This is a genomic window from Streptomyces malaysiensis subsp. malaysiensis (assembly GCF_040653035.1).
GTDB lineage: Bacteria > Actinomycetota > Actinomycetes > Streptomycetales > Streptomycetaceae > Streptomyces > Streptomyces malaysiensis.
Genome location: NZ_JBEZNG010000003.1, coordinates 448,477 through 474,793 on the forward strand (window position 1 = coordinate 448,477; position 26,317 = coordinate 474,793).

Sequence of the window (26,317 nt, forward strand, 5' to 3'; positions counted from 1 at the left end):
CCTGACCTGGGCGTTTTCCGACCGGGACCCGGTTGTCAGTGGGGTGGTGCAGTGTGGTTCACGCGTCCGGAAACGGAACGAGAAAACGAGTCGTGGGGGAGCTGTGACCGTCACTGTGCCCGGAACCGAATCCACCGATATGAGCGGGTCGGCAGAGACCGCCGAAGCCGCGGAAGCGCTGCGTCCACATGCGGAGGACGCCTTCGCCGCCGAGCTGAGCGCGCTCGCCGCGGCCGACGACCGCCCCCGTCCCGCGCGATGGCGGCTGTCGCCGTGGGCGGTCGCCACCTATCTGCTCGGCGGCACGCTGCCCGACGGCACCGTGATCACACCCAAGTACGTGGGCCCGCGCCGCATCGTCGAGGTCGCCGTCACCACCCTCGCCACCGACCGCGCCCTGCTGCTGCTCGGCGTGCCAGGCACCGCCAAGACATGGGTCTCCGAGCATCTGGCCGCCGCGGTCAGCGGTGATTCGACACTGCTGGTCCAGGGCACCGCCGGCACGCCCGAGGAGGCCATCCGGTACGGGTGGAACTACGCCCAGCTCCTCGCCCACGGCCCGAGCCGCGACGCGCTCGTGCCGAGCCCGGTGATGCGCGCGATGGCGGACGGCATGACCGCGCGCGTGGAGGAGCTGACGCGCATCCCGGCCGATGTGCAGGACACGCTGATCACCATCCTGTCGGAGAAGACGCTGCCGATCCCGGAGCTGGGGGCGGAGGTCCAGGCGGTCCGCGGCTTCAATCTGATCGCGACCGCCAACGACCGCGACCGCGGGGTCAATGAACTCTCCAGCGCCCTGCGCCGCCGCTTCAACACGGTCGTGCTGCCGCTGCCCGCGACCCCGGACGACGAGGTCGACATCGTCTCGCGCCGCGTCGCCCAGATCGGCCGCTCGCTGGAGCTCCCTGAGGTCCCTGAGGGCGTCGAGGAGATCCGCCGCGTGGTCACGGTCTTCCGCGAGCTGCGTGACGGGGTGACCGGCGACGGCCGTACGAAGCTGAAGTCGCCCTCGGGCACGCTGTCGACGGCCGAGGCCATCTCCGTGGTCACCAGCGGCCTCGCCCTCGCCGCCCACTTCGGCGACGGCGTGCTGAGGGCGGGCGATGTGGCCGCGGGGATCCTGGGCGCGGTCGTCCGCGACCCGGCGGCCGACCGCGTCATCTGGCAGGAGTATCTGGAGACGGTGGTTCGCGAGCGCGACGGCTGGAAGGACTTCTACCGCGCGTGCCGAGAGGTGACCGCATGACGGGCGCCCCGAGGGCGAGGGCCGCGGGCCCGCTGCTGCTGGGGGTGCGCCACCACGGGCCCGGGTCGGCGCGGGCGGTGCGGGCCGCGCTGGAGGCGTGCGCGCCTCGGGTGGTGCTGATCGAGGGGCCACCGGAGGCGGACGCGATCGTGCGGCTCGCCGCCGAGAAGGACATGCGCCCGCCCGTCGCGCTGCTCGCCCACGCCGCGGACGACCCGGGGCGCGCCGGATTCTGGCCGCTGGCCGGGTTCTCCCCGGAGTGGGCGGCCATCCAGTGGGCGCTGGCCCACGAGGTGCCCGTACGGTTCATCGACCTCCCGGCGGCCAACTCGCTGGCCATGTCGGCGAAGGAGACCCGGGCGGCCGAGCCTGCCCCGGCAGTCCCGCCCGCCCCGGCCGGTCCGCCCGCCCCGGCGGTCCCGCCCGATCCGGCAGCTGAGCCTGCCCCGGCGGTCGCGCCTGCCCCGGCTGGTGCTCCCACACTGGGCGATCCGGCGGCCCCGGGCGATCGGGCGAACCCGGGCGACCAGGCCCACCCGCTCGATTCGGCCGACCCGCTCGACCAGGCGGACCCGCTCGATCCGGCGGATCCGGGTGCCCCGGCTGCCCCGGGCGGCCAGGGTGCTCCGGCCGCTCCGGCCGCCCGTTCCGCCGAGCGGCTGCGCGTCGATCCGCTGTCCGTCCTCGCCGAGGCGGCCGGATACGACGATCCGGAGCGCTGGTGGGAGGACGTCATCGAGCACCGCGGCACTGGCGGTACGGAGGCGTTCACGGCCGTGGCGGAGGCCATGGCGGCGCTGCGTGCCGAGTACGGGCATGGCGGGCACGAGGACGACGCCGTGCGCGAGGCCCATATGCGGCTACGGCTGCGCGAGGCGCGGCGGGAGTTCGGGGACGACGAGGTCGCCGTCGTCTGTGGGGCCTGGCACGTACCGGCGCTGGGGGAGCGGACCAGCGTGACGGCCGACCGCAAGCTCCTCAAGGGGCTGCCCAAGGTCAAGACCGAGATCAGCTGGGTGCCCTGGACGCACCGGCGGCTGGCGCGGCACAGCGGATACGGGGCGGGCATCACCTCGCCGGGCTGGTACGACCATCTCTTCCACGCCCCGGACCGGCCCGTCGAGCGCTGGCTCACCAAGGTCGCCGGGCTGCTGCGGGCCGAGGACTTCTCGGTCTCCTCGGCCCATGTCATCGAGGCCGTAAGGCTCGCCGAAACCCTGGCTGCCATGCGCGGGCGTCCGCTCGCCGGGCTCGCCGAGACCCTCGACGCCGTCAGAGCGGTGATGTGTGAGGGCTCCGATGTGCCGATCGCGCTGGTGCGGGACCGGCTGGTGGTCGGCGACGTCCTGGGCGAAGTGCCCGAGTCGGCTCCGGCGGTGCCGCTTCAGCGCGATCTGACACGCACCCAGCGCTCGCTGCGGCTCAAGCCCGAGGCGCTGGAGCGCGAGCTGGAGCTGGACCTGCGCAAGGAGACCGACGCCGGGCGCAGCCGGCTGCTGCACCGGCTGCGGCTGCTGGGCGTCGACTGGGGCACCCCGGCCGTCTCCCGCGGCAGCACGGGCACCTTCCGGGAGACCTGGCGGCTGCGGTGGGAGCCGGAGCTGTCGGTGCGCGTCGCCGAGGCGGGAGTGTGGGGCACCACGGTGCTGTCGGCGGCCACCGCCAAGGCGGAGACCGAGGCCCGGAGCGCCAAGGGGCTCGCCGAGGTCACCGAGCTGGCCGAGCGCTGTCTGCTCGCGGGGCTCTCCGGCGCCCTCCCCGTCGTGATGCGCTCGCTCGCCGACCGTGCCGCGCTCGACGCGGACGTCGGCCATCTCGCCCAGGCCCTGCCCGCCCTGGTGCGCTCGGTGCGTTACGGGGACGTACGGGGCACCGACACCGTCGCGCTCGGCGAGGTGGCGGTGGGGCTGACCGAGCGGATCCTGGTCGGGTTGCCGCCCGCCTGCGTCGGCCTCGACGCCGACGGTGCCGCCGAGATGCGCCGCCATATGGAGGCCGTGCACCGGGCGATCGGGCTGCTGTCGGAGACGGAGACGGGGGCAGCGGCGGCGGCAGAGACGGAGACTGGGACGGAGGCGCGGCCACACACGCAAACCGGCGCACGGTCGGCGCAGACGCGATCCGCCGGGCCCGGTGCCGCCGACGGACTGCGGGCGCGCTGGGCGGCCATGCTGCGCTCCCTCGCCGGGCGCGATGGCACCCCCGCCACCCCCGGGCTGATCCGGGGCCGCGCCGCGCGGCTGCTGCTGGACGACGGCCGGCTCGCCGAGGACGAGGCGGCCCGGCTGATGGGGCTCGCGCTCTCGCCCGGCACCCAGCCGCCCGAAGCGGCCTCCTGGATCGAGGGGTTCATCGGCGGCGGTGCGGGCGGCGGCATGCTGCTGGTCCACGACGAGCGGCTGCTCGGCCTGGTGGACCGCTGGTTGATCTCCGTTGACGCCGAGGCGTTCACCGATGTGTTGCCCCTGCTGCGGCGCACCTTCTCCGCGTACGACACGGGTGTGCGCCGCACCCTGGGCGAGCTGGTCCGCCGGGGCCCAGCGGTCGACGGGCCCACCGGCGGCCAAGGCGCCCCCGCCGCACCCGGTTTCGGCCCCGGGCTGGACCCGGACCGCGCGGCGGCCGTCGTATCGACCGTGCGCCTGCTGCTGGGCCTCGATCCCGCCCCGCACGCCAACGACACCATGGAGGCAGCCCGATGACGCACGGTGCCCTTCACAGCGACGCCGAGCCGCACGGCGAACCGCACGGCGAACCGCACGGCGCCCTTCACAACGACGCCGAGCCGCACGGCGAACCGCATACCGACCCGCACGGCGCCCCGCGCGGCGGCACCGACCCGCGGGGCGGCAACGCCCCCCACAGCGACCCGGCCCCCCACAGCTTCCCCGCCTCCCACGGTGAGGTCCCCCACAGCGGTGCCGACCCCAACCACGGCCACAGCCAAGGTGATCAGGAGCGGCTGCGGCGCTGGCGGCTGGTGCTCGGCGGCCAGGGCGCCGACGGCACCGGCTGCTCGCTCAGCGGGGCCGACGCCGCCATGGACCGCACGCTCGAGGCCCTCTACGGCTCCGGGGGCGGTGGCGGCTCCGGCGGCGACGGTGCGACCGCCGGGCGCGGCGGCGGCTCCCAGGGCGCGGCGAGCGGCGCGCGCTCCGGCGGGCTCGGCGGCTCCGCGCCCCAAGTGGCCCGCTGGCTCGGCGACATCCGTACGTACTTCCCCACCTCCGTCGTCCAGGTCATGCAGCGCGACGCCATCGACCGGCTGGGGCTGTCCGCCCTGCTGCTGGAGCCGGAGATGCTGGAGGCCGTGGAGGCGGACGTCCATCTCGTGGGCACCCTGCTGTCGCTCAACAAGGCGATGCCGGAGACGACCAAGAACACCGCTCGGGCCGTCGTCCGTAAGGTCGTCGCGGATCTGGAGAAGCGGCTGGCGACCCGCACCCGCGCCACCCTCACCGGAGCGCTCGACCGCTCCGCCCGGATCAGCCGCCCGCGCCACCGGGACATCGACTGGGACCGCACCATCCGGGCCAACCTCAAGAACTACCTGCCCGACCACCGAACGGTCGTGCCCGAGCGGCTGATCGGGTTCGGGCGCGCGGCGCGCGGAGTGAAGAAGGACGTGGTGCTGTGTATCGACCAGTCCGGGTCGATGGCCGCCTCCGTGGTCTACGCCTCGGTCTTCGGCGCCGTGCTCGCCTCGATGCGCTCCCTCGCCACCCGGCTGGTCGTCTTCGACACCTCCGTGGTCGACCTGACCGAGGAGCTCGACGATCCGGTGGACGTCCTCTTCGGCACCCAACTGGGCGGCGGCACCGACATCAACCGCGCGCTGGCCTACTGCCAGTCGCAGATCACCCGGCCCGCCGACACCGTCGTCGTCCTCATCAGCGACCTCTACGAGGGCGGCATACGCGAGGAGATGCTGGGGCGGGTCGCCGCGATGAAGGCGTCCGGGGTGCAGTTCGTGGCGCTGCTCGCGCTGTCCGACGAGGGGGCGCCGAGCTACGACCGCGAACACGCGGCGGCGCTGGCCGCGCTGGGCGCGCCCGCCTTCGCCTGTACCCCCGATCTCTTCCCGGAGGTGATGGCCGCCGCCATCGAGCGGCGCCAACTGCCTATACCGGACATGGCGATGCATCAGTGATCCGGGGCTTGCGCCGACCCCAGTGGGTCGTGCAAGGATCATCCCCGTCGCCCAGGACATGAATCCGGCCATCTGGTTGGCGATTTCGTCCTGCTGAGTGCGGCCCACAAGCCATATCGCCACGCTTACGTGCCCGTTGTACGCCTCGTACTCCCGGAAGGCTCCGCTCGTGTCTGTTGTGTCCGCCATGCCTGTCGCCGTGCGCCTGCCGCGCACGGCGGCCGCGCGGCGGGCGCTGCTGGCGGCGCTCTTCCTCGGCGGCTTCCTGGCCCTGGCGTTCCTCTTCGGCGGCAGCGCCCAGGCCGCCGAGAAGGGCGACGGGGGCGGTGCCACGGACGCGTCGCTCGACCGCTCCAGCGTGTCCGGGCTGCTCGACCCCTCGGGTGTCGAGCGGGCGCGGCAGCGGGTGGAGCCCGTGGTGGCGCACACCACCCAGACGGCGCAGGACGTCGTGCGGGAGGCCGTGCGGCCCATACAGGAGCCGGTCGAGCAGCAGGCGCAGAAGATCACCAAGCCGATAGACGACCTGGTCGGCGACACCGCGGCGGGCAAGTTGCCGGTGCGCCTTCCCGACGTCGGCCTCGGTGAGGCGGTCGGCCTGGGCCCCCAGGGCTCCATGGCGCACAACGACCCGGCCGCCGAGCGGTCCGCGGCCGAGGCCGAGCCGGTGACCGTGCACAAGGCGGCACCCGCCGCCGCGGCCCCGATGGGGCCCGAGGCGCACACCCCGGCCGTCGTCACCCACGACGACGAGCCCGCCTCCCACACCGGGCACGGTCCCGTCGTGCGGGTGGCGGCATCCGGTACCGGTCCGGACGGTGGCGCTCCGGCGCCGCTGCCCCTTCCGCGGTCCCCGATGGGGGCCACCTCCCAGTGCACCGGCGACAGCGGCACTTCCCGTGGCGGGAACACCCATGCCGCTCTTCCGCCGTCCGGTGTGCCGTCGTTCGGGCTGAAGTCCGGCACGGTCCGCATGGAGAGCTCGGCGCCGACGCGCGAGCGGTTCAACGAAGTCCTCGAATTCCCCGGCTAGGGCAGACCTCACCCCCGTCTGTTGAGACCTGCCGCGCGGGGGCGGGTCAGGTCTGCCCGTCCGAAACCCCTCTTGACTTCGAAGGACTTCCTCCACCATGCGTAACAACCTTCGCCGCTCCATCCTCGTAGCCGCTGCCGCCACCGGTATCTGGGCGCTCGGCTCCGCCGCCGCCAACGCCGCCGAGAACCCGGCCGCGCCCGCCACCGACGGCGTCACCAGCACCGTGGACGGCGTCACCAAGACGGTGAACAAGACCCTGCCGACCGACAATGTGACCAAGACGGTCGACGGCGTGACCGGCGGTGTGGCCGACACCTCCAAGGTGACCGACACCGTGAAGAACACCGTGGACGGCGCCGCCTCCACCGTGGACGGCGTCACCGCCCCCGTGCGGGACCGCGTCCCCGGCGGGGCCAACCTGCCGCGGGTCTCGGACGTCACCAAGACCGTCGAGGACACCACCGACGGCCTCACCGGCGACGTCGCCGCCAAGCCGGACAAGATCGTCAAGAAGGCCCACAAGGCGGTCAAGGGCGTCGAGAAGACCGTCAAGAAGACCACCGACCTGGACCTGCCCACCGGCGAGGTTCCCGGCGTGGTGCCCAGCCTCCCCGGCCTGGGCTCGCTGCCGACCCTGCCCGACACCTCCGCGCTGCCCACCGGCGCGCTGCCGAACGTCGACGGCGTCACGGGCGAGCTGCCCGCCCAGCTCCCCGCCACCCCGAAGCTGCCCTCCGCCCCGGGTTCGGCCAATGACCTGCTCGCCTCCCTCTCCGGCGCCGGTATCCGCCCCGAGGAGCTGACCGGCAAGGTCCAGGGTGTCGTCGGCACCACCCAGCCCGTCGTGGACGGTGTGGCCTCGGACCTCCTGCCGCCCGCCGTGCACCGCCTCGTGGTCAAGGTCGTCCCGGTCGCCCAGCAGACCGTCGGTGACACCGGTGCGCTGGCCGACGACGCCGTGGCCCGCACCACCCCGTACGTCGACGTCGTGACCGGCAGCGCCGAGGGCTTCGCGCTGGGCACCGCCTCCAACGTGATCCCGGCCGCTCAGGACACCGTCGACCGCCTGGTGCCGGTCGTGGTGAGCGTGCCGTCCACCGCCCTTCCGTTCGCGCAGGACCTGGCGGGCACCACCGTGCCGTTCGCCCAGGACCTGGCCACGGGCGTGGTCGCGAACGCCCAGACCACCGTGGGGAACGCCAAGGACGGTGCGCTGAGCCTGATCCCGGCGCTGCCCACCGACCTGACCGACGCCGCCAACATCCCGGCCCTCCCGGTCCTGCCGGCCGACCTGCCGCAGCTCCCGGGCGACCTGCCGACCCTGCCGGCCGACCTCCCGCAGGTCCCCGCCGACCTGCCGCAGCTCCCGGCTGACCTCCCGCAGCTCCCGGCCGAGCTGCCGACCGTTCCGGTCGAGCTGCCGCAGCTGCCCGCCGAGCTGCCCCAGCTCCCGGCCGACCTCCCGCAGCTCCCGGCCGATCTGCCGACCGTTCCGGCTGAGCTGCCCCAGCTGCCCGCCGAGCTGCCGCAGCTGCCGACCGACCTCCCGCAGGTTCCGGTGGAGCTGCCGACCGTTCCGGGCACGCTTCCGACCATCTGATCGCTCCGGCGGGCGTACGGCGGTCACGCTGTGAAAGCCGGACATCAGTAAAACCGTAAGACAGGCGACATCGACCGGGCAGCCCCCGTTGGGGAGGGGGCTGCCCGGTTGTCGTATTGAGATAGATGGAAACGGTCGCGATCTGTGACCGTAATCACCGCTCCAGTGTGATCTGCGATTTAGGGCCGCACGTCCTGCGGAGATAACCTGCGAGACGGACATGCCGCGTACCCGGCGAACGTGTGCCGCCCTCGTTATAGATCGCGTCCTCACGCTGCCCCCGCGGCACGCCCGCGCAGATAACGACCGCGAAATCCATGGAAAAGGGACGGACGCGCGTGGACCTGTTCGAATACCAGGCGAAGGACCTCTTCGCCAAGCACGGTGTACCGGTGCTGGCCGGTGAAGTCATCGACACGCCTGGGGCGGCGCGCGAGGTGGCCGAGCGACTGGGCGGCCGCGCGGTCGTCAAGGCGCAGGTCAAGACGGGCGGCCGCGGTAAGGCGGGCGGCGTCAAGCTGGCCTCCGACCCGGATGACGCCGTCGAGAAGGCGACCCAGATCCTGGGCATGGACATCAAGGGCCACACGGTCCACAAGGTGATGCTCGCCGAGACCGCGAGCATCAAGGAGGAGTACTACGTCTCCTTCCTGCTGGACCGCACCAACCGGACCTTCCTCGCCATGGCCTCCGTCGAGGGCGGCGTGGAGATCGAGGTCGTCGCGGAGCAGAACCCCGAGGCGCTTGCCAAGGTCCCGGTGGACGCCATTGAGGGCGTGACCCAGGAGAAGGCCGCCGAGATCGTCGCCGCCGCGAAGTTCCCGGCCGAGATCGCGGACCAGGTCGTCGAGGTCCTCCAGAAGCTGTGGACCGTCTTCATCAAGGAAGACGCCCTGCTGGTCGAGGTCAACCCGCTGGTCAAGACCGAAGACGGCAAGGTCATCGCGCTGGACGGCAAGGTCTCCCTGGACGAGAACGCCGCCTTCCGCCAGCCCGAGCACGAGGCGCTCGAGGACAAGGCCGCGGCCAACCCCCTCGAGGCGGCCGCCAAGGCCAAGGGCCTCAACTACGTCAAGCTGGACGGCGAGGTCGGCATCATCGGCAACGGCGCGGGTCTGGTCATGTCGACCCTCGACGTCGTCGCCTACGCGGGTGAGACCCACGGCGGTGTGAAGCCCGCCAACTTCCTCGACATCGGCGGTGGCGCCTCCGCCGAGGTGATGGCCAACGGTCTTGAGATCATCCTCGGCGACCCGGACGTCAAGTCGGTCTTCGTCAACGTCTTCGGCGGCATCACCGCCTGCGACGCCGTCGCCAACGGCATCGTCCAGGCCCTGGAACTGCTGAAGTCCAAGGGCGAGGACGTCAGCAAGCCGCTGGTCGTGCGCCTCGACGGCAATAACGCGGAGCTGGGTCGCAAGATCCTCACCGATGCCAACCACCCGCTCGTACAGCAGGTGGACACCATGGACGGCGCGGCCGAGCGTGCCGCCGAGCTGGCTGCGAAGTAAGGGACGAGGTCACCAGAAACCATGGCTATCTTCCTCACCAAGGAAAGCAAGGTCATCGTCCAGGGGATGACCGGGTCCGAGGGGCAGAAGCACACCCGTCGGATGCTTGCCTCGGGCACCAACATCGTCGGCGGCGTGAACCCGCGCAAGGCCGGCACCACCGTGGACTTCGACGGCTCCGAGATCCCGGTCTTCGGCTCCGTCAAGGAGGCCATCGACGCCACCGGCGCCGATGTCACGGTCATCTTCGTCCCGGAGAAGTTCACCAAGGACGCGGTCATCGAGGCGATCGACGCCGAGATTCCGCTCGCTGTCGTGATCACCGAGGGCATCGCGGTCCACGACACCGCCAACTTCTGGGCCTACGCGGGCAAGAAGGGCAACAAGACGCGCATCATCGGCCCGAACTGCCCGGGTCTGATCACGCCGGGTCAGTCGAACGCGGGCATCATCCCGGCCGACATCACCAAGCCCGGCCGGATCGGTCTGGTGTCGAAGTCCGGCACGCTGACCTACCAGATGATGTACGAGCTGCGGGACATCGGCTTCTCGTCCTGTGTGGGCATCGGCGGTGACCCGATCATCGGCACCACCCACATCGACGCCCTGGCCGCCTTCGAGGCCGACCCCGACACCGACCTGATCGTGATGATCGGCGAGATCGGCGGCGACGCCGAGGAGCGGGCCGCGGACTTCATCAAGGCCAACGTCACCAAGCCGGTCGTCGGCTATGTGGCGGGCTTCACCGCCCCCGAGGGCAAGACGATGGGCCACGCGGGCGCCATCGTCTCCGGCTCCTCCGGCACCGCCCAGGCGAAGAAGGAGGCCCTCGAGGCCGCGGGCGTGAAGGTCGGCAAGACCCCGTCCGAGACCGCGCGCCTGGCGCGCGCAGCGCTGGCCGGCTGAGGCCGCCACGGTTCCACGCCGCGGGCCCGCACCACCACGTGGTGCGGGCCCGCGGCGTTCCCGGGCGACGGATACCCAGGGGTGGAACACGGCAAGCCACTCATCCATCCCACAGATCGATAAAAGACGCATAAGCGGACTAGTCGCGACACGGCGACCAAACCCTTGATGTAGGGATGAAACGGCTGTTATTGGCAGCATGGCCATGTGACGCAAACGACCGATCACAGCCCGTCGGTGTCCCCACGCGGCCGTTCCGCGCCCCGGCGCTCCTCCGCCATCAGGGAGGCGTTCCTCGGCGGGGTGGTCGCCGCGGGGCTCGGCCTCGGCACGCTCGCCGTGGTCGTACTGCTGCTGTGGATCACTTCCTCGTCCCCCGACAGCAGCCCGGACGGAGCCCTGCACGTCGCCGCCGACCTGTGGCTGCTCGGCCATGGCGCCGACCTCGTGCGCACCGAGACGCTCTCCGGCCACACCGCGCCCGTCGGGCTGACCCCGCTGCTGCTCAGCGTGGTGCCGTGCTGGCTGCTCTATCGTGCCGCCCAGCACGCCGTCTACCAGGCCGAGCCCGAAGAGGGCGAGGGGCAGTGGGTGCCCGAGGAGTCCGTCGTCGATCCGCGCACCGCCTTCGCCTGGGTGACCGGCGGCTATCTGCTGGTCGGCATGGCGGCCGTGCTGTACGCCTCGACCGGGCCGCTGCACGTCGATCCGCTCAGCGCGCTGCTGCATCTGCCGGTCGTCGCCGGGGCCATCGCGGCCGTCGGAGTGTGGACGGCCGACGGGCGGTTCCCGCTCCGCCTGCCCGAACGGGCGACCGCCGGACTGCGGCGGCTCCCCGGCGCCGGCTGGACCGCGCGCACGGCCGCGTCCCTGGCCGCGCGCGGCTGGTTCCGGCGCCGCCGGCTGACCGCCGCGCTACGGGCCGGGACCAGCGGTCTCGTCGTTCTGCTCGGCAGCGGTGCGCTCCTTACGGCGACGTCGACGCTGAGCCACGCGGGCGCCGTGCAGATGACCTTCCTCAACCTCAGCGATGTGTGGTCGGGGCGGTTCGCGGTGCTGCTGGTGAGCCTGGCACTGCTGCCGAACGCCATCGTCTGGGGCGCCGCGTACGGGGTCGGCGCGGGGTTCACGGTCGGCGGCGGCAGCGTGGTCGCGCCGCTCGGCATCACCTCCTACCCCCAGCTGCCGCACTTCCCGCTGGTGGCCGCGCTGCCCACGGAGGGCTCCGGCGGGCCGCTGGTCTGGCTCACGGGGATCGCGGCCGGGGCGTCGGTGGCCTTCTTCATCGGAATCGCGGCGGTGCGGCGGCCCGGCAAGGCCGAGCCCAGGCCCCCCTGGGACTGGGGCGAGACGCTGGTGCTCGCCACCCTGGCGGCCGTCGGCTGCGCGGCCGCGATGGCGCTGCTGGCCGGGGTCTCGGGCGGGCCGCTGGGCATCGGCATCCTCGCCGACCTGGGCCCGAGCTGGTGGCGTACGGGCCTGATCACGCTGGCCTGGACGGGAGTGATCGGGGTGCCCGGGGCGATGGTGCTGCGCTGGTACCGGCTGTGCGTCCCCACCAGGGCCTCCTGGCCGGAGTGGAAGGCGGCACGGGCGGCGCGCCGGGCCGCCCGCGCACAGGCCCGTACGGAGGTGAAGGAGGCCCGTACGGCGCGGGCGGCGGCCAAGGCGGAGACGCGGGCGGCGATGCGGCCCGCGGTCCTGCCCATGGAGTCCACCGAGGTGCGCGAGGCGATGGCCGAGCCGTGGTGGCAGTGGCTGCGCCCCGGGGCGTCGGGCAGGGACCGCAGGCGCAACCGGAAGCGGGACCCCGGCGCCGGTACGGAGACGGGACGGGAGACGACGGGCGTGGGCACGATGGCCGGGCTCGCGACCCCCGCGGGCACCCCGGGCGCCGGGGCCCGCCCACGCCGCTGGACGCTGAACCGCAAGCGCGCCCCCGAACCGCTTCCACAGCCGCCTGCCGAGTCCCAGCCGGCCCCGAGCGCCCTTCGCACGGAGCCCACGCCTCCGCCGGACGACGCCCGCCGCGAACCGTAAGGCTGCCGCGAGCCGTGAGGCGAACCGTAAGGCGGTCGCCCGCGCGCCGTGGGCCCGCCGCGAGCCGTCAGTCCTGCGTGCTCAGCAGCGGGCGGAGCTGCTCGGGAAGCAAGGTCTCGCAGTCATGGCGCGAACTCTGGGTGAGGGCGTCGTCCACACAGGTGTAGTAGTCGCTGTAGACGACCTGGAAGCTGAACGTGGCCGCGACGATGGCGAGCGCGAGCACGCCCGTCACCAGACCGCTGATCGCAGCCGTGGCCTGCGGCTTCGCGGAGCCACTGCCGGGCGCGGGCAGCGCCGCCGGGGTGGCGCCCGGGGGCGGGGGCGGTGCGTTCAGGGGCGCGGCCGCGGCCGGTGGCGGGGTCGTACGGCGCGGCTTGGCCCGCAGCGAGCTGATGCCCCAGTACAGGGCCAGGGCCCCGAGCAGCAGCGCGATCTGCGGCAGGCTGAAGAGCGCGAAGAAGAACGCCCACATGCCCGCGAGCAGTGCGTACCGGGCGCGCCGCTGGGCCGGGTCATTGGGGTCCCAGCGCGGTCCGCCGGGTCCGCCGGGGCCGGAGGGGCGGTTGGAACCGGGGCCGAGGCCGAAGCCGCCGCTCTGGCGGCCGGGCTGCCGGCTGCTCCACTGGCTGCCCCAGGCCGGAGGCTGCTGCGGCTGCCGCCCGTCCTGGTCGTTCTGCCCGTCCTGCCCGTCCTGATGGCCGCCCTGGGTCTCCGGACGGCCCTCGCCGCCGTTCCCGTCGGCGCCGTCCGGCCGGGGCCGCCACGGCTGGTCCGGTCTGCCCTCGGGCGGCGGGGCGAACGGATTGTCCTCGTGCCGCTGGTCCCCGTTCTGCCCGCCGGGGGCGGACGATGACGAGGAGGACGACGACTGCTGCTCCCGGAGCAGCGGCGTCGTACGCGACATGCGGGCGTACCTCATCGCCGCCCCCCGGTCGAGGCGGGAGTCGGAATGAGGCGATGAGCCGCGCGGCGGCGTCGGTCCGGCATGTGGAGTGTGTCTTCCCCTTGTGTCGTCGTCCTGCACACCGAGGGCGGGTACGGCCGGTGCCGTACGGCCCGCGTACGGCCGGTGCCGTACGGATCAAGGCCCGGGCGCGGCGGTCCTTCCCATGGCGTCAGTGTCGTCAGTTGGTTTCGCAGTCCAGACGCTACCTCCCGTGCCCGCCCCCGTCCCCTGGGGGCCGCTTCGTGTGCCGGTATCGTTGCTGACGGTCGGCGGCTTCGTAGAGTTCCCCGGAATTGATGAGTCCGCGACCTTGTACGACCACACAAACGGCAGCACCGCCCGCGAGAAAGAGCCCCGCCGTGGCCTCCCCGCCTTCCCCCGTCAGCCCTGCGCGCCCCGGGCGCCCGGTCCGCCTCGCCGTCCTCGTCTCCGGCTCCGGTACGAATCTCCAGGCGCTGCTCGACGCCATCGACGCCGAGGGCGTGGCCCGCTACGGCGCCGAGGTGGTGGCCGTCGGCGCCGACCGAGACGGCATCGAGGGCCTGACGCGCGCCGAGCGCGCCGGGATCCCCACGTTCGTGTGCAGGGTCAAGGACTACGCCGACCGCGCCGAGTGGGACGCGGCGCTGGCGGAGGCCACCGCCGCCCATGAGCCGGACCTGGTCGTCTCGGCCGGGTTCATGAAGATCCTGGGCCGGGAGTTCCTCGCCAGGTTCGGCGGCCGCTGCGTCAACACCCATCCCGCGCTGCTCCCCAGCTTTCCCGGTACCCATGGCGTACGCGACGCGCTCGCGCACGGTGTGAAGGTGACCGGATGCACTGTCCACTTCGTCGACAACGGGGTCGACACCGGCCCGATCATCGCCCAGGGCGTGGTCGAGGTCCGGGACGAGGACGACGAGTCCGCTCTCCATGAGCGGATCAAGGAAGTCGAGCGCTCGCTGCTCGTCGAGGTCGTGGGGCGTCTGGCCCGGCACGGCTACCGCATAGAGGGACGAAAGGTAAGGATCCCGTGACCGCCGAAGGTACCAAGCGGCCCATCCGCCGCGCGCTGGTCAGCGTCTACGACAAGACGGGTCTCGAGGAGCTGGCCCGAGGGCTGCACGCGGCGGGTGTCCAGCTCGTCTCGACCGGCTCGACGGCCGCGAAGATCGCCGCCGCCGGGGTCCCCGTCACCAAGGTCGAGGAGCTGACCGGCTTCCCCGAGTGTCTCGACGGCCGGGTCAAGACGCTGCACCCGCGCGTCCACGCGGGCATCCTGGCCGACCAGCGGCTCGACTCCCACCGTGAGCAGCTCCAGGAGCTGGGCGTGGCCCCCTTCGAGCTGGTCGTGGTCAACCTCTATCCGTTCCGCGAGACGGTCGCCTCGGGCGCCGCGCCGGACGAGTGCGTCGAGCAGATCGACATCGGCGGCCCCTCCATGGTCCGGGCCGCCGCCAAGAATCACCCGTCCGTGGCCGTGGTCGTCAACCCCGAGCGGTACGGCGACATCCTCAAGGCCACCGCCGAGGGCGGTTTCGACCTGGAGCGGCGCAAGCGGCTGGCGGCCGAGGCGTTCCAGCACACCGCCGCCTACGACGTGGCGGTGGCCAACTGGTTCGCGGCCGACTACGCGGCGGCGGACGACTCCTCCTTCCCGGACTTCCTGGGCGCCACCGTCACCCGTAACAACGTGCTGCGCTACGGCGAGAACCCGCACCAGCCAGCCGCGCTCTACTCCGACGGCAGCGGTAAGGGGCTCGCGGAGGCCGAGCAGCTGCACGGCAAGGAGATGTCGTTCAACAACTACACCGACACCGAGGCCGCCCGCCGGGCCGCGTACGACCACTCCGAGCCCTGTGTCGCGATCATCAAGCACGCCAACCCGTGCGGGATCGCGGTCGGGGCGGATGTCGCCGAGGCGCACCGTAAGGCGCACGCCTGCGATCCGCTGTCGGCCTTCGGCGGGGTGATCGCCGTCAACCGCCCGGTGTCGGTCGCCATGGCCGAGCAGGTCGCCGAGATCTTCACCGAGGTCATCGTCGCCCCCGCGTACGAGGACGGCGCGGTCGAGGTGCTCGCCCGTAAGAAGAACATCCGCGTGCTGCGCTGCGTGCAGTCGCCGGCGGACGCCATCGAGCAGCGGCCCATCGAGGGCGGCCTGCTGGTGCAGGCCAAGGACCGGCTCCAGGCCGAGGGCGACGACCCGGCCAACTGGACGCTCGCCACGGGCGAGGCGCTGGACGCCGACGGCCTCGCCGAGCTCGCCTTCGCCTGGCGCTCCTGCCGCGCGGTGAAGTCCAACGCGATCCTGCTCGCCAAGGGCGGCGCCACGGTCGGCGTCGGCATGGGCCAGGTCAACCGCGTGGACTCGGCCAAGCTGGCCGTCGAGCGGGCCGGTGCCGAGCGGGCCACCGGTTCGTACGCCGCCTCCGACGCCTTCTTCCCGTTCCCGGACGGCTTGGAGGTGCTGACCGAGGCGGGCGTCAGGGCCGTGGTGCAGCCGGGCGGCTCGGTCCGTGACGAGCAGGTCGTGGAGGCCGCTCAGAAGGCCGGTGTGACCATGTACTTCACGGGCACGCGCCACTTCTTCCACTGAGCGACCGCTGAACGAGCACAGGAGGCCGCACCCCGACCGGATCACGGGGTGCGGCCTTCGCCGGTCCGGCAGCACCGACCGGCCCCTGATTGGATCCGATGTCCCCGCATCCGGGAGGATGAAGTCATGACCGCCCAGATTCTCGATGGCAAGGCAACCGCATCCGCGATCAAGTCCGACCTCGTCAGCCGCGTGGAGGCGCTGAACGCCAAGGGCATCCATCCCGGCCTCGGGACGGTGCTGGTGGGCGAGGACCCCGGCAGCAAGTGGTACGTGGCGGGCAAGCACCGCGACTGCGCCGAGGTCGGCATCTCCTCCATCCGGCGCGACCTGCCCGAGACCGCCACCCAGGAGGAGATTGAGGCGGCGGTGCGGGAGCTCAACGAGGACCCGGCCTGCACCGGCTACATCGTCCAGCTGCCGCTCCCCAAGGGCATCGACGCCAACCGGGTGCTGGAGCTGATCGACCCGGCCAAGGACGCCGACGGGCTGCACCCGATGAACCTCGGCCGGCTGGTGCTGGGCGAGAGCGGCCCGCTGCCGTGCACGCCCCAGGGCGTCATCCAGCTGCTGCGCCACCACGGTGTGGAGATCAACGGCGCGCATGTGGTGGTCGTCGGCCGGGGCATCACCGTCGGCCGCTCGATCGGACTGCTGCTGACCCGCCGCTCGGAGAACGCGACGGTCACCCTCTGCCACACCGGCACCCGCGACCTGCCCGGCATCCTGCGCCAGGCCGACATCATCGTGGCGGCCGCCGGGGTGCGGCATCTGGTCAGGCCGGAGGACGTCAAGCCGGGCGCCGCGGTGCTCGACGTGGGCGTCAGCCGGGACGAGCACGGCAAGATCGCCGGCGATGTGCACCCCGGGGTGGCCGAGGTCGCGGGCTGGCTCTCGCCGAACCCGGGCGGGGTCGGCCCGATGACCCGCGCCCAGCTGCTGGTCAACGTGGTGGAGGCCGCGGAGCGGAACGCGAAGGCGGCCGCGGACGCCGGTGCCGGCCATGACGGCTGAGGCGGGCGAGCCGGCGGCCGGGAAGCAGCGGCCCTCCGGGCCCGCCCGGCTGGTCCGCGCCTCGCGCCGCTTCCCGTTGATCACCCGGGACACCGCGCGCCCGGAGGGCGGCGGCCGGGCCGCGCCCGGTGCCGCTTCGGCGCCCGCCAGGCAGTGGCCGCTGCTCGCGGTGATGGGCGGGGTGGGCCTGGGGCTGTTGATCGTCGCCCTGGACGCGTTCCGGGCGGGCACGGTGCTGATCGGGCTGGCCCTGCTGGCGGGCGCCTTCCTGCGGTGGGCGCTGCCCGAGGTGGGGATGCTCGCGGTGCGGTCGCGCTTCACCGACATGCTGACCTACGGGCTGCTGGGCGCGGCGATCGTGCTGCTGTCCCTGATGGCCCAGCCGGATCCATGGGTGTCGATCCCGTTCCTGGACGACGTGGTGCATTTCACGGTGCGCTAGCCGACGGTGTGAAACGGCGGCCCGTCCTCTCCCCCGTGGGAGGACGGGCCGCCGTCGTCATGGCCGGATCCCAACGGTCCGGCGGCGGTCCGCCCTCTCCCCCGAAGAAGGACGGACCGCCTGATAACCAGGGTTGTGTGTGGGCTGTGCCGGATCAATGAACGTCGGGACCCTGTGGCGCGGAAGTGACCGTTCCAGCACGAGGTCTCGGACACGCAACGACGAGCCGGGCGCGGGGAAGTGCGTACCGGTGCACGAAATGCTCCGATGCGCCCCAGCCCGAGGAGCTGACATCCTGGGGCAAGGCATCCCTTTGGGTAGGGAGTTCGGGGCCCGCAGACGCCAACGGCGGCCGGACGCCGGGGATTGACGGGCACGTGTGAGGGGGGACAGGGGGAGGCAATGCCTCGTTGGAGGGACTTACCGGAGGAACTCGACCCGCAGATTCGGGAGTTCACCGGCCGGCTGCGTACGCTCGTCGAGCGCAGCGGGCTCAGCGTCGTGGCCGTGGCCGACCGCACCGGCTACAGCAAGAGTTCATGGGAGCGCTACCTCAACGGACGGCTGCTGCCCCCGCAGGGCGCGGTGGAGGCCCTGGCCGAGGCCACGGGCGCCGATGCCCATCACCTCACCACGCTGTGGGAGCTGGCGGAGCGGTCCTGGAGCCGCTCCGAGATGCGGCACGACGTCACGATGGAGGCCATCGGCGTCGCGCAGGCGCGGGACGCCATCGAGCGGTTCGACCCGGCCGAGCGGGGGGTGGGCGCCTGGAAGAACGGCCGCCCCATGGGGAAGGACCGGCCGAGCGTCGAACTGCCCGATCCGGAGCAGCCGCTGGTCGCGACGGCTCCGGTGTTCTCGGCTCCCGCGGCCTCGGCCGGGCGGGCGCCGGACTCCTCCGAGCAGCCGCCGCCCGGGTCGTCCCCGCCGTCCCGGTCGGGGCGTAAGCGTGCCGCGCTGTTCGCCGGGGGCCTCGTCGGCGCGCTCCTCCTGGTCGCCGGAGCCGTCCTTCTTATCGACGCGGTCGGCGACGGTGAGCAGAGCGGGAAGCAGCCGACCACCGCACCGGCCACCAGCGCGCGTCAGCTGCCGGAGGGCGTGAAGTGCGCCGGGGAGGACTGCGCAGGTCAGGATCCGCAGACCATGGGGTGCGGCGCCGCCGCGACGACCACCGCCGACGTCACCGTCGGCACCGCCTATGTCGAGGTCCGCTACAGCAAGACCTGCAAAGCGGCCTGGGCCCGGATCACCCGGGCGGCACCGGGCGATGTGATCGAGGTCGAGGCGCCGGGCGCGAAGGGCGGCGCGGCCCGCTCGCAGCGTGCCAGGGTCGGCGCCGACGGCGATGCCTACACCAAGATGATCGCGGCGGACCGCACCGCGCGGGCCACCGCGTGCGCCACCCTCACCGGCGGCACGCGCGCCTGCGCTGCCCCCGGTGGCCGGGGGTGAGCGCGGGGGAAGGGGGCCCGTCCGGGGGAATTCGGAAACGGGGGGAATGAGCCGGGGGAATCGGGGCAGGCGCTGCCCGAGCCCCCCCACGGGTGCGGCACTGGGCGGCCGCCTGCACTCCCCCTCCTGGCAGGCGGCCGCCAAAGTGCGTGGCGGGCCGGAAGGCGCGGTGAGCGGTTACACAATGGCCCGAGAGAACCTGGGTCAGGTGCCGTCGGATAGCCTGACGCGGGTATCTCGACACCAAGAGATCTTGGACTGACAACACAGCGCAGGAGACCGCCATGACCCGCACTCCCGTCACCGTCACCGTCACCGGCGCGGCCGGCCAGATCGGCTACGCGCTGCTCTTCCGCATCGCCTCCGGTCAGCTCCTCGGCGCGGACGTGCCGGTCAAACTGCGTCTCCTGGAGATCCCGCAGGGGCTGAAGGCCGCCGAGGGCACCGCGATGGAGCTCGACGACTGTGCCTTCCCGCTGCTCCAGGGCATCGACATCTCCGACGACCCGAACGTGGGCTTCGACGGTGCGAACGTCGCCCTGCTGGTCGGCGCCCGCCCGCGCACCAAGGGCATGGAGCGCGGCGATCTGCTGGAGGCCAACGGCGGCATCTTCAAGCCGCAGGGCAAGGCCATCAACGACCACGCCGCGGACGACATCAGGGTCCTGGTCGTGGGCAACCCGGCCAACACCAACGCGCTCATCGCGCAGGCGGCCGCGCCGGACGTACCGGCCGAGCGCTTCACCGCGATGACCCGGCTGGACCACAACCGCGCCCTGTCGCAGCTCTCGAAGAAGACCGGCGCTCCGGTCAGCGAGATCAAGAAGCTGACGATCTGGGGCAACCACTCCGCCACCCAGTACCCGGACGTCTTCCACGCCGAGGTCGCGGGCAAGAACGCCGCCGAGGTCGTCAGCGACGAGCAGTGGCTGGCCGACACCTTCATCCCGACCGTCGCCAAGCGCGGTGCCGCGATCATCGAGGCGCGCGGCGCCTCCTCGGCCGCCTCCGCCGCCAACGCCGCCATCGACCACGTCCACACCTGGGTCAATGGCACCGCCGCCGACGACTGGACCTCCGCCGGTGTGGTCTCCGACGGCTCGTACGGGGTGCCGGAGGGGCTGATCTCCTCCTTCCCGGTCACCGCGAAGGACGGGAAGTTCGAGATCGTCCAGGGCCTGGACATCAACGAGTTCTCGCGGACCCGCATCGACGCGTCGGTGAAGGAGCTCGAGGACGAGCGCGAGGCCGTGCGGGGTCTCGGACTGATCTGACGCGCCCACCGCGGCCGGTTCCGAAGGGTCACACTCCGTTATTCACTCCGGAGTGTGACCCTTCGGCAATTCACTGTAATCGTGGGTCATCTTCCCCTACCGTGGAGGCAGTTGCTACGGCCTCGGGGGGAAACATGGCCAATACGCACGGTGATCATTCTCCAAGCGATCAGTCCGCTCAGCTACCGCAGTCGCGGGCGGAGCCTTTACCGGCAGCCTCGTTATCGGCTGTCTCGCCATCAGCAGTCCCTTCGTCAGCAGTCCCTTCGTCATCGGTGCCTTCGTCAGCGGCCCCGTCTCGTCGTGCCGCCGATGCGTCTCCCCATGCCACCAGCGAGGCCACCCGGCTGCTGTGCGCGGGCACGTATCTGGACGACGACTTCCGGGACGCGGTCGTGGACGAGCTGTATGTCCACGAGGAGCGCGCCGTGGCGCCCTCGCTGGGCATCGACGCGGCGCGGGTGCTCGCGCACGCGCTGCGCGCCCGCCGTCTGGAGGCAGGCTGGACCGCGCTGCTGGTGTCCTTATGGGTGCTGGACTTCCTGCTGGCCCAGGGCTTCTTCTATCTGTTCCTGCTCTCCTGTGCGCTGCTTCTGCTGGCGGCCTGGGCCAGAGGCGGCGCCATGGGTCCCTTCCGCGCCGACTACCCCGGGGCCGACGGGGTCACCGTCACCCGGCGGCGGGCGGCCGCGGTGCTGCGGCTGCTCGGCTGTCTTTCCCTGCTGTCCTATGTGGCCTCCGCCCTGACGCAGGCGCTCACGGACGAGCCCGATCCGAGCGGGCTCCAGGGCTTGGCCCCGGCCCTGACCACCGGATCGGACACCACCGCCGCCTGGTTCGCGCTGGTGATCCCGGCGGCGATGGCCACCGCGGTGGCCCTGCACCGTGAGCATGTGGCCCGGGTGTTGGCCACCGATCTGGAGCCGGAGACCTTCGCCGACATCTCCGCGGACCCCGCGGAGGGGTACGAGGGCGGGCGCTTCCAGCGGGTGCGGGCCCTGATCCGCCGTGAGCAGCACTCACCGGTGATCCTCTACCACGATCGGCACCCCTTCCTCGGCGCGGGCACCGCCCATGACACCTGGACCCTCGCCGTCGAGCTGCGGCCGCGCGAGGGCGGCGATCCGGTGCCGCTGGACAACCGGGTGATCCTGGAGCGGATCCGGCCGCTGGTCGAGAAGTTGCGCACCCCGTCCATCCAGGGCACCGGCCGCACCGGCCATACCGCGGGCACCGCCACCGAGAGCCGTGACCGGCTGCGCGGGCTGGAGCTCGATGAATGCGTCTTCCTGAAGGTCACCGGCTTACGGAGCCGCTCCTTCGTGCCGTATGGCGAGGCGGACTTTGCGCGGGAGCGGGCGGAGGCGGTCGAGGAGGGCGGCGAGATCCGCCGGCACTTTCTGCGCATCCGCGTCGGCGCATGGCGGGAAGAGGTCGTCACCACCGTCTTCGTCCGGGTGCATACGCAGGGCGGCATGCTGATGCTGGAGTTCGCCCCGCATGTGCTGCGCCCGATCCGCCCGGACTTCCGGGCGGTCGACCGGCTCTCCGACTCCCACCGCCGCGGCGGGCTGCCGGGCAAGGTGGTCTGGGCGGTCGGGCGGACGCCCACGGCCGCGGGCCGGGCGGTCATCCATGCCTTCCGCTCGGCTGCCTTCGTCTGGCGGATGTACGCGGGGGGTTATGAGGCGGCCATCCCCGATGGGCCGTGGATCTCGGTGCGGGAGCTGGGCAGTGACACCGGCGCATCGCTCTTCCAGGAGATGGACGTCAGCCGCTATCTGAAGAGCGTCGAGGACCGGGTGGCCAACGGAGTGCGAAGGGCGCTGGACGAAGCCGGCTGGGAGACCGGTGAGTTCGAGCAGAAGGTCATCAATGTGAGCGGCGGCGGAGTCTTCATCGAGTCCGCGGAGAACAGCGCCTTCGGATTCGGTGACCACAACACCATCAGCAATACCACCGGAAGCACGGGAAGCACGGGGAACACCGGAAGCACGGGGAACACCGGAAGCACCGGGAACACCGGAAGCACCGGGAACACCAGAGGCGCCGGGAGCACCGGAGGCAATGGAGGGGGAGGCGGCCATGGCGATGGTTGACGCAGGAGACGGTAGCGGCATGGGCGGCGGCGGCGCGGACCGCTCGGCGGATGCGAGCGGTGGCGGCGCGGACCCGGCGGGCGGCGGGAGCAAGTTCGGGAACATCCGGTTCGGCAATGTGCGCGGCAGCGCCATCGGCATCGGCGACCACAACCGCATTGTGAATGGACGGGAGGGCGAGGTTCCCTGCGACCCCGCCTATCAGGAGCTGCTGGAGGCCGTTCGGCAGCTCACCGACGATCTGCGGCGGGTGGTGCCGAGCCCTGAGGTCGGCGTGCTCACCGACGAACTGGCCCAGACCCAGGACGAGATCCGGCGCACCGGCCGGGCCGGGGCCGGCCGACTCGCCAGGATCCGGGTGCTGTTACAGGACGCCAGCGCCAGCGTCGGCATGCTCGCCTCCGGCGTCGCCGTCGGACAGGCGGTCGGCGCGCTGTTGGGCGGCTGAGATGAGCACATCGGGCGGCGAGGGGGGCCGTCGATGGGATGAGCAGACCCAGCGCTGGGTGGGGCAGGGCGCGGAGCCGCCGGCCCCGGGCCGAAGACCACCCAATCCGCATCTGGGCACGGTGCTGTTGGCGGTGCTCGCCGTGGTCCTGGTCGGCGGGATCGGGGTCGGCGCCTGGCAGTTGGTGTCGGGCGACGGGGATGACAAGCCCCGGGCGGACGGCGGTTCGCCCTCGGCCTCGGCCTCGTCCTGGTCATCGTCGGCCGAGCAGCCCTCGGAGGCGCCGTCGGGGCCGTTCTCGGAGACCACCTCGGCGCCGCCTTCGGTGTCCGCGGACAGCACACAGGAGCCTCCGGCGGACTATGTGCGCACCACCGATCCGGAGGGGTTCCGGCTGGATGTGCCGAGGGGCTGGCAGCGGGTCAAGCGCGATACCGGGGTGTTCTACGAGTCGTCCGACGCGAGCAGTCTGATCCAGGTCTTCGCGCTGACCGAGCCCGACATCACACCGTATGAGGCGCTGCGCCGGGCGGAGACGGGGCTCAAGAAGAACCCCGACTACCACCGATACGAGCTCAAGCGGCTCGGCCCCGGCGATGACGCGGACGCGGAGCTGGAGTACGGCTACCGCAGCGCCAAGTACGGCCCGCGCCGAATACTCGACCGCGCCTTCGCCGGTCCGGACAACGTGCAGTACGCGGTGCTGGTCGCGGGTCCGGCCGACGACTGGCCGCAGCAGCGGGAGCGGCAGCGCATCGTGCTGGCGTCCTTCTGCCCCACCGCATACTGCCCGGCCACCTGACCGACGGGGATAGCGGCGGGCACAGGACGGTCGGAGACAGCGAGGCGCAAGGGGGAGCGGCGCGAGCGGACGGGACGTAAGGGGGCGGTGTACGAGAGGGCGCGGCACGAGGGGCGCGTCTCGGGCGACATCTCCGTATCGGTGCGGTGACAGAGGGTGGGGAGACCTTCCAGCCGGGTACACCGATGTCGGCCGGCTCGGCTTGTCGGCTTATGGGAGCAGAGATCCACAATCGGGGGCAGCGAAATGAGCATGCACGACGGGGGAGCGCCGGGGCAGGACACCAGGCGGGCACTGCGGGCACTGGCGGTGACGATCTTCCTGGCCGCGGGGATGGCGTTCTCCGGATGGGTGGCCTTCGGGGGCGACGGCGGCTCCCGCCATCAGGCGGCGCCGCTGCCCTGGGACCAGAAGACCCCCACGGCCGCGCCGAGCGGGGACGCCTCCCAGCCGAGCGATCTCTACCCCTCGCCCGGTCCGGAGACCGGTGGGCCGACCGATCTCCCCACGGACCTGCCGACCGGGGCGCCCTCCGGGTCCCCGTCCGCGACGCCCTTCGGCACCCCGTCCTCCCCCTCCCTGACGGGGGCCGCCCCGCCCACGGGCTACAGCACCCAGGCCGACCCGGCCGGATACCACCTCGCGGTCCCGGACGGATGGCAGCGGACCACACAGGGCCCCAGCGTCTACTACACCTCGCCCGACGACAGCACCATGATCCAGGTCTTCGAGCTGCGAGGGCCCGAGTCGACGCCGTACGAGTCCGCTCAGGAGGCCGAGCGGATCGCCTCCACCCACCGGGACTACGAGCGGATAGCCCTCACCCGGCTGGGTTCGGCCGCCATGGACCCGGCCCAGCTGGAGTACACCTACGAGTCCAAGGGCTCCGGCCACCGCCGGATCCTCGACCGCCGCTTCGCCGCGCCCGACGGCACCATGTACGCGGTGCTGGTGATCGGCCCCTCCGGGGACCGGGCGAAGGAGCGGGAAGTCCACCAGGCGGCGGTGGACACCTTCTGTCCGACGGCCTCCTGCACCGCCTCCTGAGGCCGATCCCTTCCGCGGTTCCCGCTTCGCACGTGACCCGGCCCACTTTCTGTTGCGAATCGCGCATAGGTTCGCGCCTTCCGGTTAGGGGTCCAAGTTGCTGGCTTGGACCAGTGGCAAAGCTCGCAGAACCGGAAGGCAGAATTACGTGGCGGCAGCCGAGACCATTCATGTGGACGGGGTGTGGCAGGCGGCCGCATCCGGGGCGCAGCGGGAGGTCCTCGACCCCGCCGACGCCAAAACCCTCGCGGTCGTCGCCGAAGGGGGCGTTGAGGACACCGACGCGGCGGTCGCGGCCGCGCGTCGCGCCTTCGACCAGGGCCCCTGGCCCGGGACGCCGGTGGCCGAGCGGGCGGCGCTGCTGCGCCGCGTCGCCGATCTGCTACAGCGTGACCGCGAGGCGATCGCGCTCACCGAGAGCCGTGACACCGGCAAGACCCTGGAGGAGGGCCGGGTCGACGTCGACGATGTGACCAACGCCTTCCGCTACTTCGCCGACCTGGCCGCGGGCGAGTCGGCCGGGCGCGTCATCGACGCGGGCACCCCCGATGTGCACAGCGTCGTGGTCCATGAGCCGGTCGGCGTCTGCGCGATGATCACCCCCTGGAACTATCCGCTGCTCCAGGCCAGTTGGAAGATTGCCCCGGCGCTGGTCGCCGGGAACACCTTTGTGATCAAGCCCAGCGAGGTGACCCCGCTGTCCACCGTCCATCTGGTGCGGCTGCTGGCCGAGGCCGGGCTGCCGCCCGGGGTGGCCAACCTGGTGACCGGCACGGGCGACCCGGTGGGCGCGCGGCTGTCCGAGCACCCCGATGTGGATCTGGTCTCCTTCACCGGCGGCCTGATCAGCGGCACCAAGGTCGCCCAGGCGGCCGCGCCGACGGTCAAGAAGGTCGCGTTGGAGCTCGGCGGCAAGAACCCCAATGTGGTCTTCGCCGACGCCTGCGCCACCGCCGAGGGCTTTGACACCGCCGTCGACCAGGCCCTGAACGCCGCCTTCATCCACAGTGGCCAGGTCTGCTCGGCCGGTGCCCGGCTGATCATCGAGGAGTCCGTGCGCGAGCGGTTCGTGGCCGAACTCGCCCGCCGCGCGGAGAAGATCAAGCTGGGCCGCGGCACCGAGGACGGTGTCGAATGCGGTCCGCTGGTCTCGGCCCAGCAGCTGGACAAGACCGAGGCGTATGTGGCGTCCGCCCTGGAGGAGGGCGCGCTGCTGCGCTGCGGTGGCAAGCAGCCGGAGCCCAACGCGGTCCGCCCCGCCACCGGTTACTTCTACCTCCCCACGGTTCTCGACCAGTGCCATCGCGAGATGCGGGTGGTGCGGGAGGAGACGTTTGGGCCGATTCTGACGGTCGAGTCCTTCCAAACCGAGGACGAGGCGGTCACACTCGCCAATGACACGGAGTACGGACTGGCCGGCGCCGTCTGGTCCGCCGACACCGCACGGGCGCGGCGCGTCGCCGCCCGGCTGCGGCACGGCACCGTGTGGATCAACGACTACCACCCCTATCTTCCGCAGGCCGAATGGGGCGGTTTCGGCAAGTCCGGGGTCGGGCGTGAGCTCGGTCCCACGGGCCTTGACGAATACCGCGAGACCAAGCACGTCTACGAGAACCTGCGGCCGAGCCCGGTGCGCTGGTTCGCCGGCTGACGCTCCGCCGCCGGTCCCGCCCGGACCGCGGCCGGGCCCGCACCCGTCCCCCGGGGCCCGGACCCGGCC

Annotated in this window: 20 protein-coding genes; 19 read left to right on the forward strand and 1 reads right to left on the reverse strand. The window is 72.3% G+C overall.

The window, feature by feature from the left end; all coding sequences use genetic code 11:
- Nucleotides 1-139 precede the first annotated feature (139 nt).
- From AB0E24_RS09045 to AB0E24_RS09080, 8 genes are all read left to right on the forward strand, one after another.
- A complete protein-coding gene (locus AB0E24_RS09045; protein WP_202543010.1) occupies nucleotides 140-1,249 on the forward strand; it encodes an ATP-binding protein in 1,110 nt (369 codons plus the stop codon).
- A complete protein-coding gene (locus tag AB0E24_RS09050) occupies nucleotides 1,246-3,951 on the forward strand; it encodes a DUF5682 family protein (protein ID WP_359375675.1) in 2,706 nt (901 codons plus the stop codon). Before AB0E24_RS09045 ends, AB0E24_RS09050 begins: the two co-directional genes overlap by 4 nt.
- Nucleotides 3,948-5,399: a VWA domain-containing protein gene (locus AB0E24_RS09055; RefSeq protein WP_359375677.1), complete on the forward strand. Its 1,452-nt coding sequence runs from the start codon at nucleotides 3,948-3,950 to the stop codon at nucleotides 5,397-5,399. Before AB0E24_RS09050 ends, AB0E24_RS09055 begins: the two co-directional genes overlap by 4 nt.
- 169 nt (nucleotides 5,400-5,568) lie before the next feature.
- Complete coding sequence (locus AB0E24_RS09060; protein WP_359375679.1) at nucleotides 5,569-6,432, forward strand: hypothetical protein; 864 nt, start codon at nucleotides 5,569-5,571, stop codon at nucleotides 6,430-6,432.
- A 97-nt stretch (nucleotides 6,433-6,529) separates the two neighbouring features.
- Nucleotides 6,530-8,035, forward strand: a complete 1,506-nt coding sequence (locus AB0E24_RS09065; protein ID WP_359375681.1) for a hypothetical protein — start codon at nucleotides 6,530-6,532, stop codon at nucleotides 8,033-8,035.
- A gap of 338 nt (nucleotides 8,036-8,373) precedes the next feature.
- Entirely contained in the window at nucleotides 8,374-9,546 is a 1,173-nt protein-coding gene (gene sucC / locus AB0E24_RS09070; protein ID WP_359375683.1) for an ADP-forming succinate--CoA ligase subunit beta, read from the forward strand.
- A gap of 21 nt (nucleotides 9,547-9,567) precedes the next feature.
- Nucleotides 9,568-10,452: a succinate--CoA ligase subunit alpha gene (sucD, locus tag AB0E24_RS09075; RefSeq protein ID WP_069870440.1), complete on the forward strand. Its 885-nt coding sequence runs from the start codon at nucleotides 9,568-9,570 to the stop codon at nucleotides 10,450-10,452.
- A gap of 207 nt (nucleotides 10,453-10,659) precedes the next feature.
- Nucleotides 10,660-12,492, forward strand: coding sequence for a cell division protein PerM (locus tag AB0E24_RS09080; RefSeq protein WP_359375685.1), 1,833 nt, complete (start codon nucleotides 10,660-10,662; stop codon nucleotides 12,490-12,492).
- A gap of 67 nt (nucleotides 12,493-12,559) precedes the next feature.
- On the opposite strand, the gene AB0E24_RS09085 is transcribed toward AB0E24_RS09080, so the two are convergent.
- Nucleotides 12,560-13,399: a hypothetical protein gene (locus tag AB0E24_RS09085; protein ID WP_283886347.1), complete on the reverse strand. Its 840-nt coding sequence runs from the start codon at nucleotides 13,397-13,399 to the stop codon at nucleotides 12,560-12,562.
- Nucleotides 13,400-13,800: 401 nt separating this feature from the next.
- Between AB0E24_RS09085 and purN the strand changes: the two genes are divergently transcribed.
- The 11 genes from purN (at nucleotide 13,801) to AB0E24_RS09140 (ending at nucleotide 26,248) form a co-directional block, all read left to right on the forward strand.
- A complete protein-coding gene (purN, locus tag AB0E24_RS09090; RefSeq protein ID WP_069870434.1) occupies nucleotides 13,801-14,457 on the forward strand; it encodes a phosphoribosylglycinamide formyltransferase in 657 nt (218 codons plus the stop codon).
- Nucleotides 14,454-16,019, forward strand: coding sequence for a bifunctional phosphoribosylaminoimidazolecarboxamide formyltransferase/IMP cyclohydrolase (purH, locus tag AB0E24_RS09095; protein WP_359375688.1), 1,566 nt, complete (start codon nucleotides 14,454-14,456; stop codon nucleotides 16,017-16,019). Before purN ends, purH begins: the two co-directional genes overlap by 4 nt.
- Before the next feature lie 126 nt (nucleotides 16,020-16,145).
- Complete coding sequence (locus tag AB0E24_RS09100) at nucleotides 16,146-17,033, forward strand: bifunctional methylenetetrahydrofolate dehydrogenase/methenyltetrahydrofolate cyclohydrolase (RefSeq protein WP_093706741.1); 888 nt, start codon at nucleotides 16,146-16,148, stop codon at nucleotides 17,031-17,033.
- Nucleotides 17,023-17,475, forward strand: coding sequence for a DUF3017 domain-containing protein (locus AB0E24_RS09105; RefSeq protein WP_359375690.1), 453 nt, complete (start codon nucleotides 17,023-17,025; stop codon nucleotides 17,473-17,475). The genes AB0E24_RS09100 and AB0E24_RS09105 overlap by 11 nt, the downstream gene beginning before the upstream one ends.
- Nucleotides 17,476-17,877: 402 nt before the next feature.
- Nucleotides 17,878-18,927, forward strand: coding sequence for a helix-turn-helix domain-containing protein (locus AB0E24_RS09110; protein WP_359375692.1), 1,050 nt, complete (start codon nucleotides 17,878-17,880; stop codon nucleotides 18,925-18,927).
- 284 nt (nucleotides 18,928-19,211) lie between these two features.
- Entirely contained in the window at nucleotides 19,212-20,201 is a 990-nt protein-coding gene (locus tag AB0E24_RS09115) for a malate dehydrogenase (protein ID WP_079257984.1), read from the forward strand.
- A 275-nt stretch (nucleotides 20,202-20,476) separates the two neighbouring features.
- Nucleotides 20,477-22,300, forward strand: a complete 1,824-nt coding sequence (locus AB0E24_RS09120) for an AbeC-like domain-containing protein (protein WP_359375695.1) — start codon at nucleotides 20,477-20,479, stop codon at nucleotides 22,298-22,300.
- Nucleotides 22,287-22,748 (forward strand): hypothetical protein, encoded by a 462-nt coding sequence (locus AB0E24_RS09125; protein ID WP_347236960.1) that lies wholly within the window; start codon nucleotides 22,287-22,289, stop codon nucleotides 22,746-22,748. Before AB0E24_RS09120 ends, AB0E24_RS09125 begins: the two co-directional genes overlap by 14 nt.
- Before the next feature lies 1 nt (nucleotide 22,749).
- The gene (locus AB0E24_RS09130) at nucleotides 22,750-23,550 is read left to right on the forward strand and encodes a serine/threonine kinase C-terminal domain-containing protein (protein ID WP_202543795.1); all 801 of its coding nucleotides are present in this window, start codon (nucleotides 22,750-22,752) and stop codon (nucleotides 23,548-23,550) included.
- A 246-nt stretch (nucleotides 23,551-23,796) separates the two neighbouring features.
- A complete protein-coding gene (locus AB0E24_RS09135) occupies nucleotides 23,797-24,597 on the forward strand; it encodes a serine/threonine kinase C-terminal domain-containing protein (RefSeq protein ID WP_359375698.1) in 801 nt (266 codons plus the stop codon).
- Between the two features lie 148 nt (nucleotides 24,598-24,745).
- Complete coding sequence (locus tag AB0E24_RS09140) at nucleotides 24,746-26,248, forward strand: aldehyde dehydrogenase family protein (RefSeq protein ID WP_347236962.1); 1,503 nt, start codon at nucleotides 24,746-24,748, stop codon at nucleotides 26,246-26,248.
- The last annotated feature ends 69 nt before the right edge of the window (nucleotides 26,249-26,317 follow it).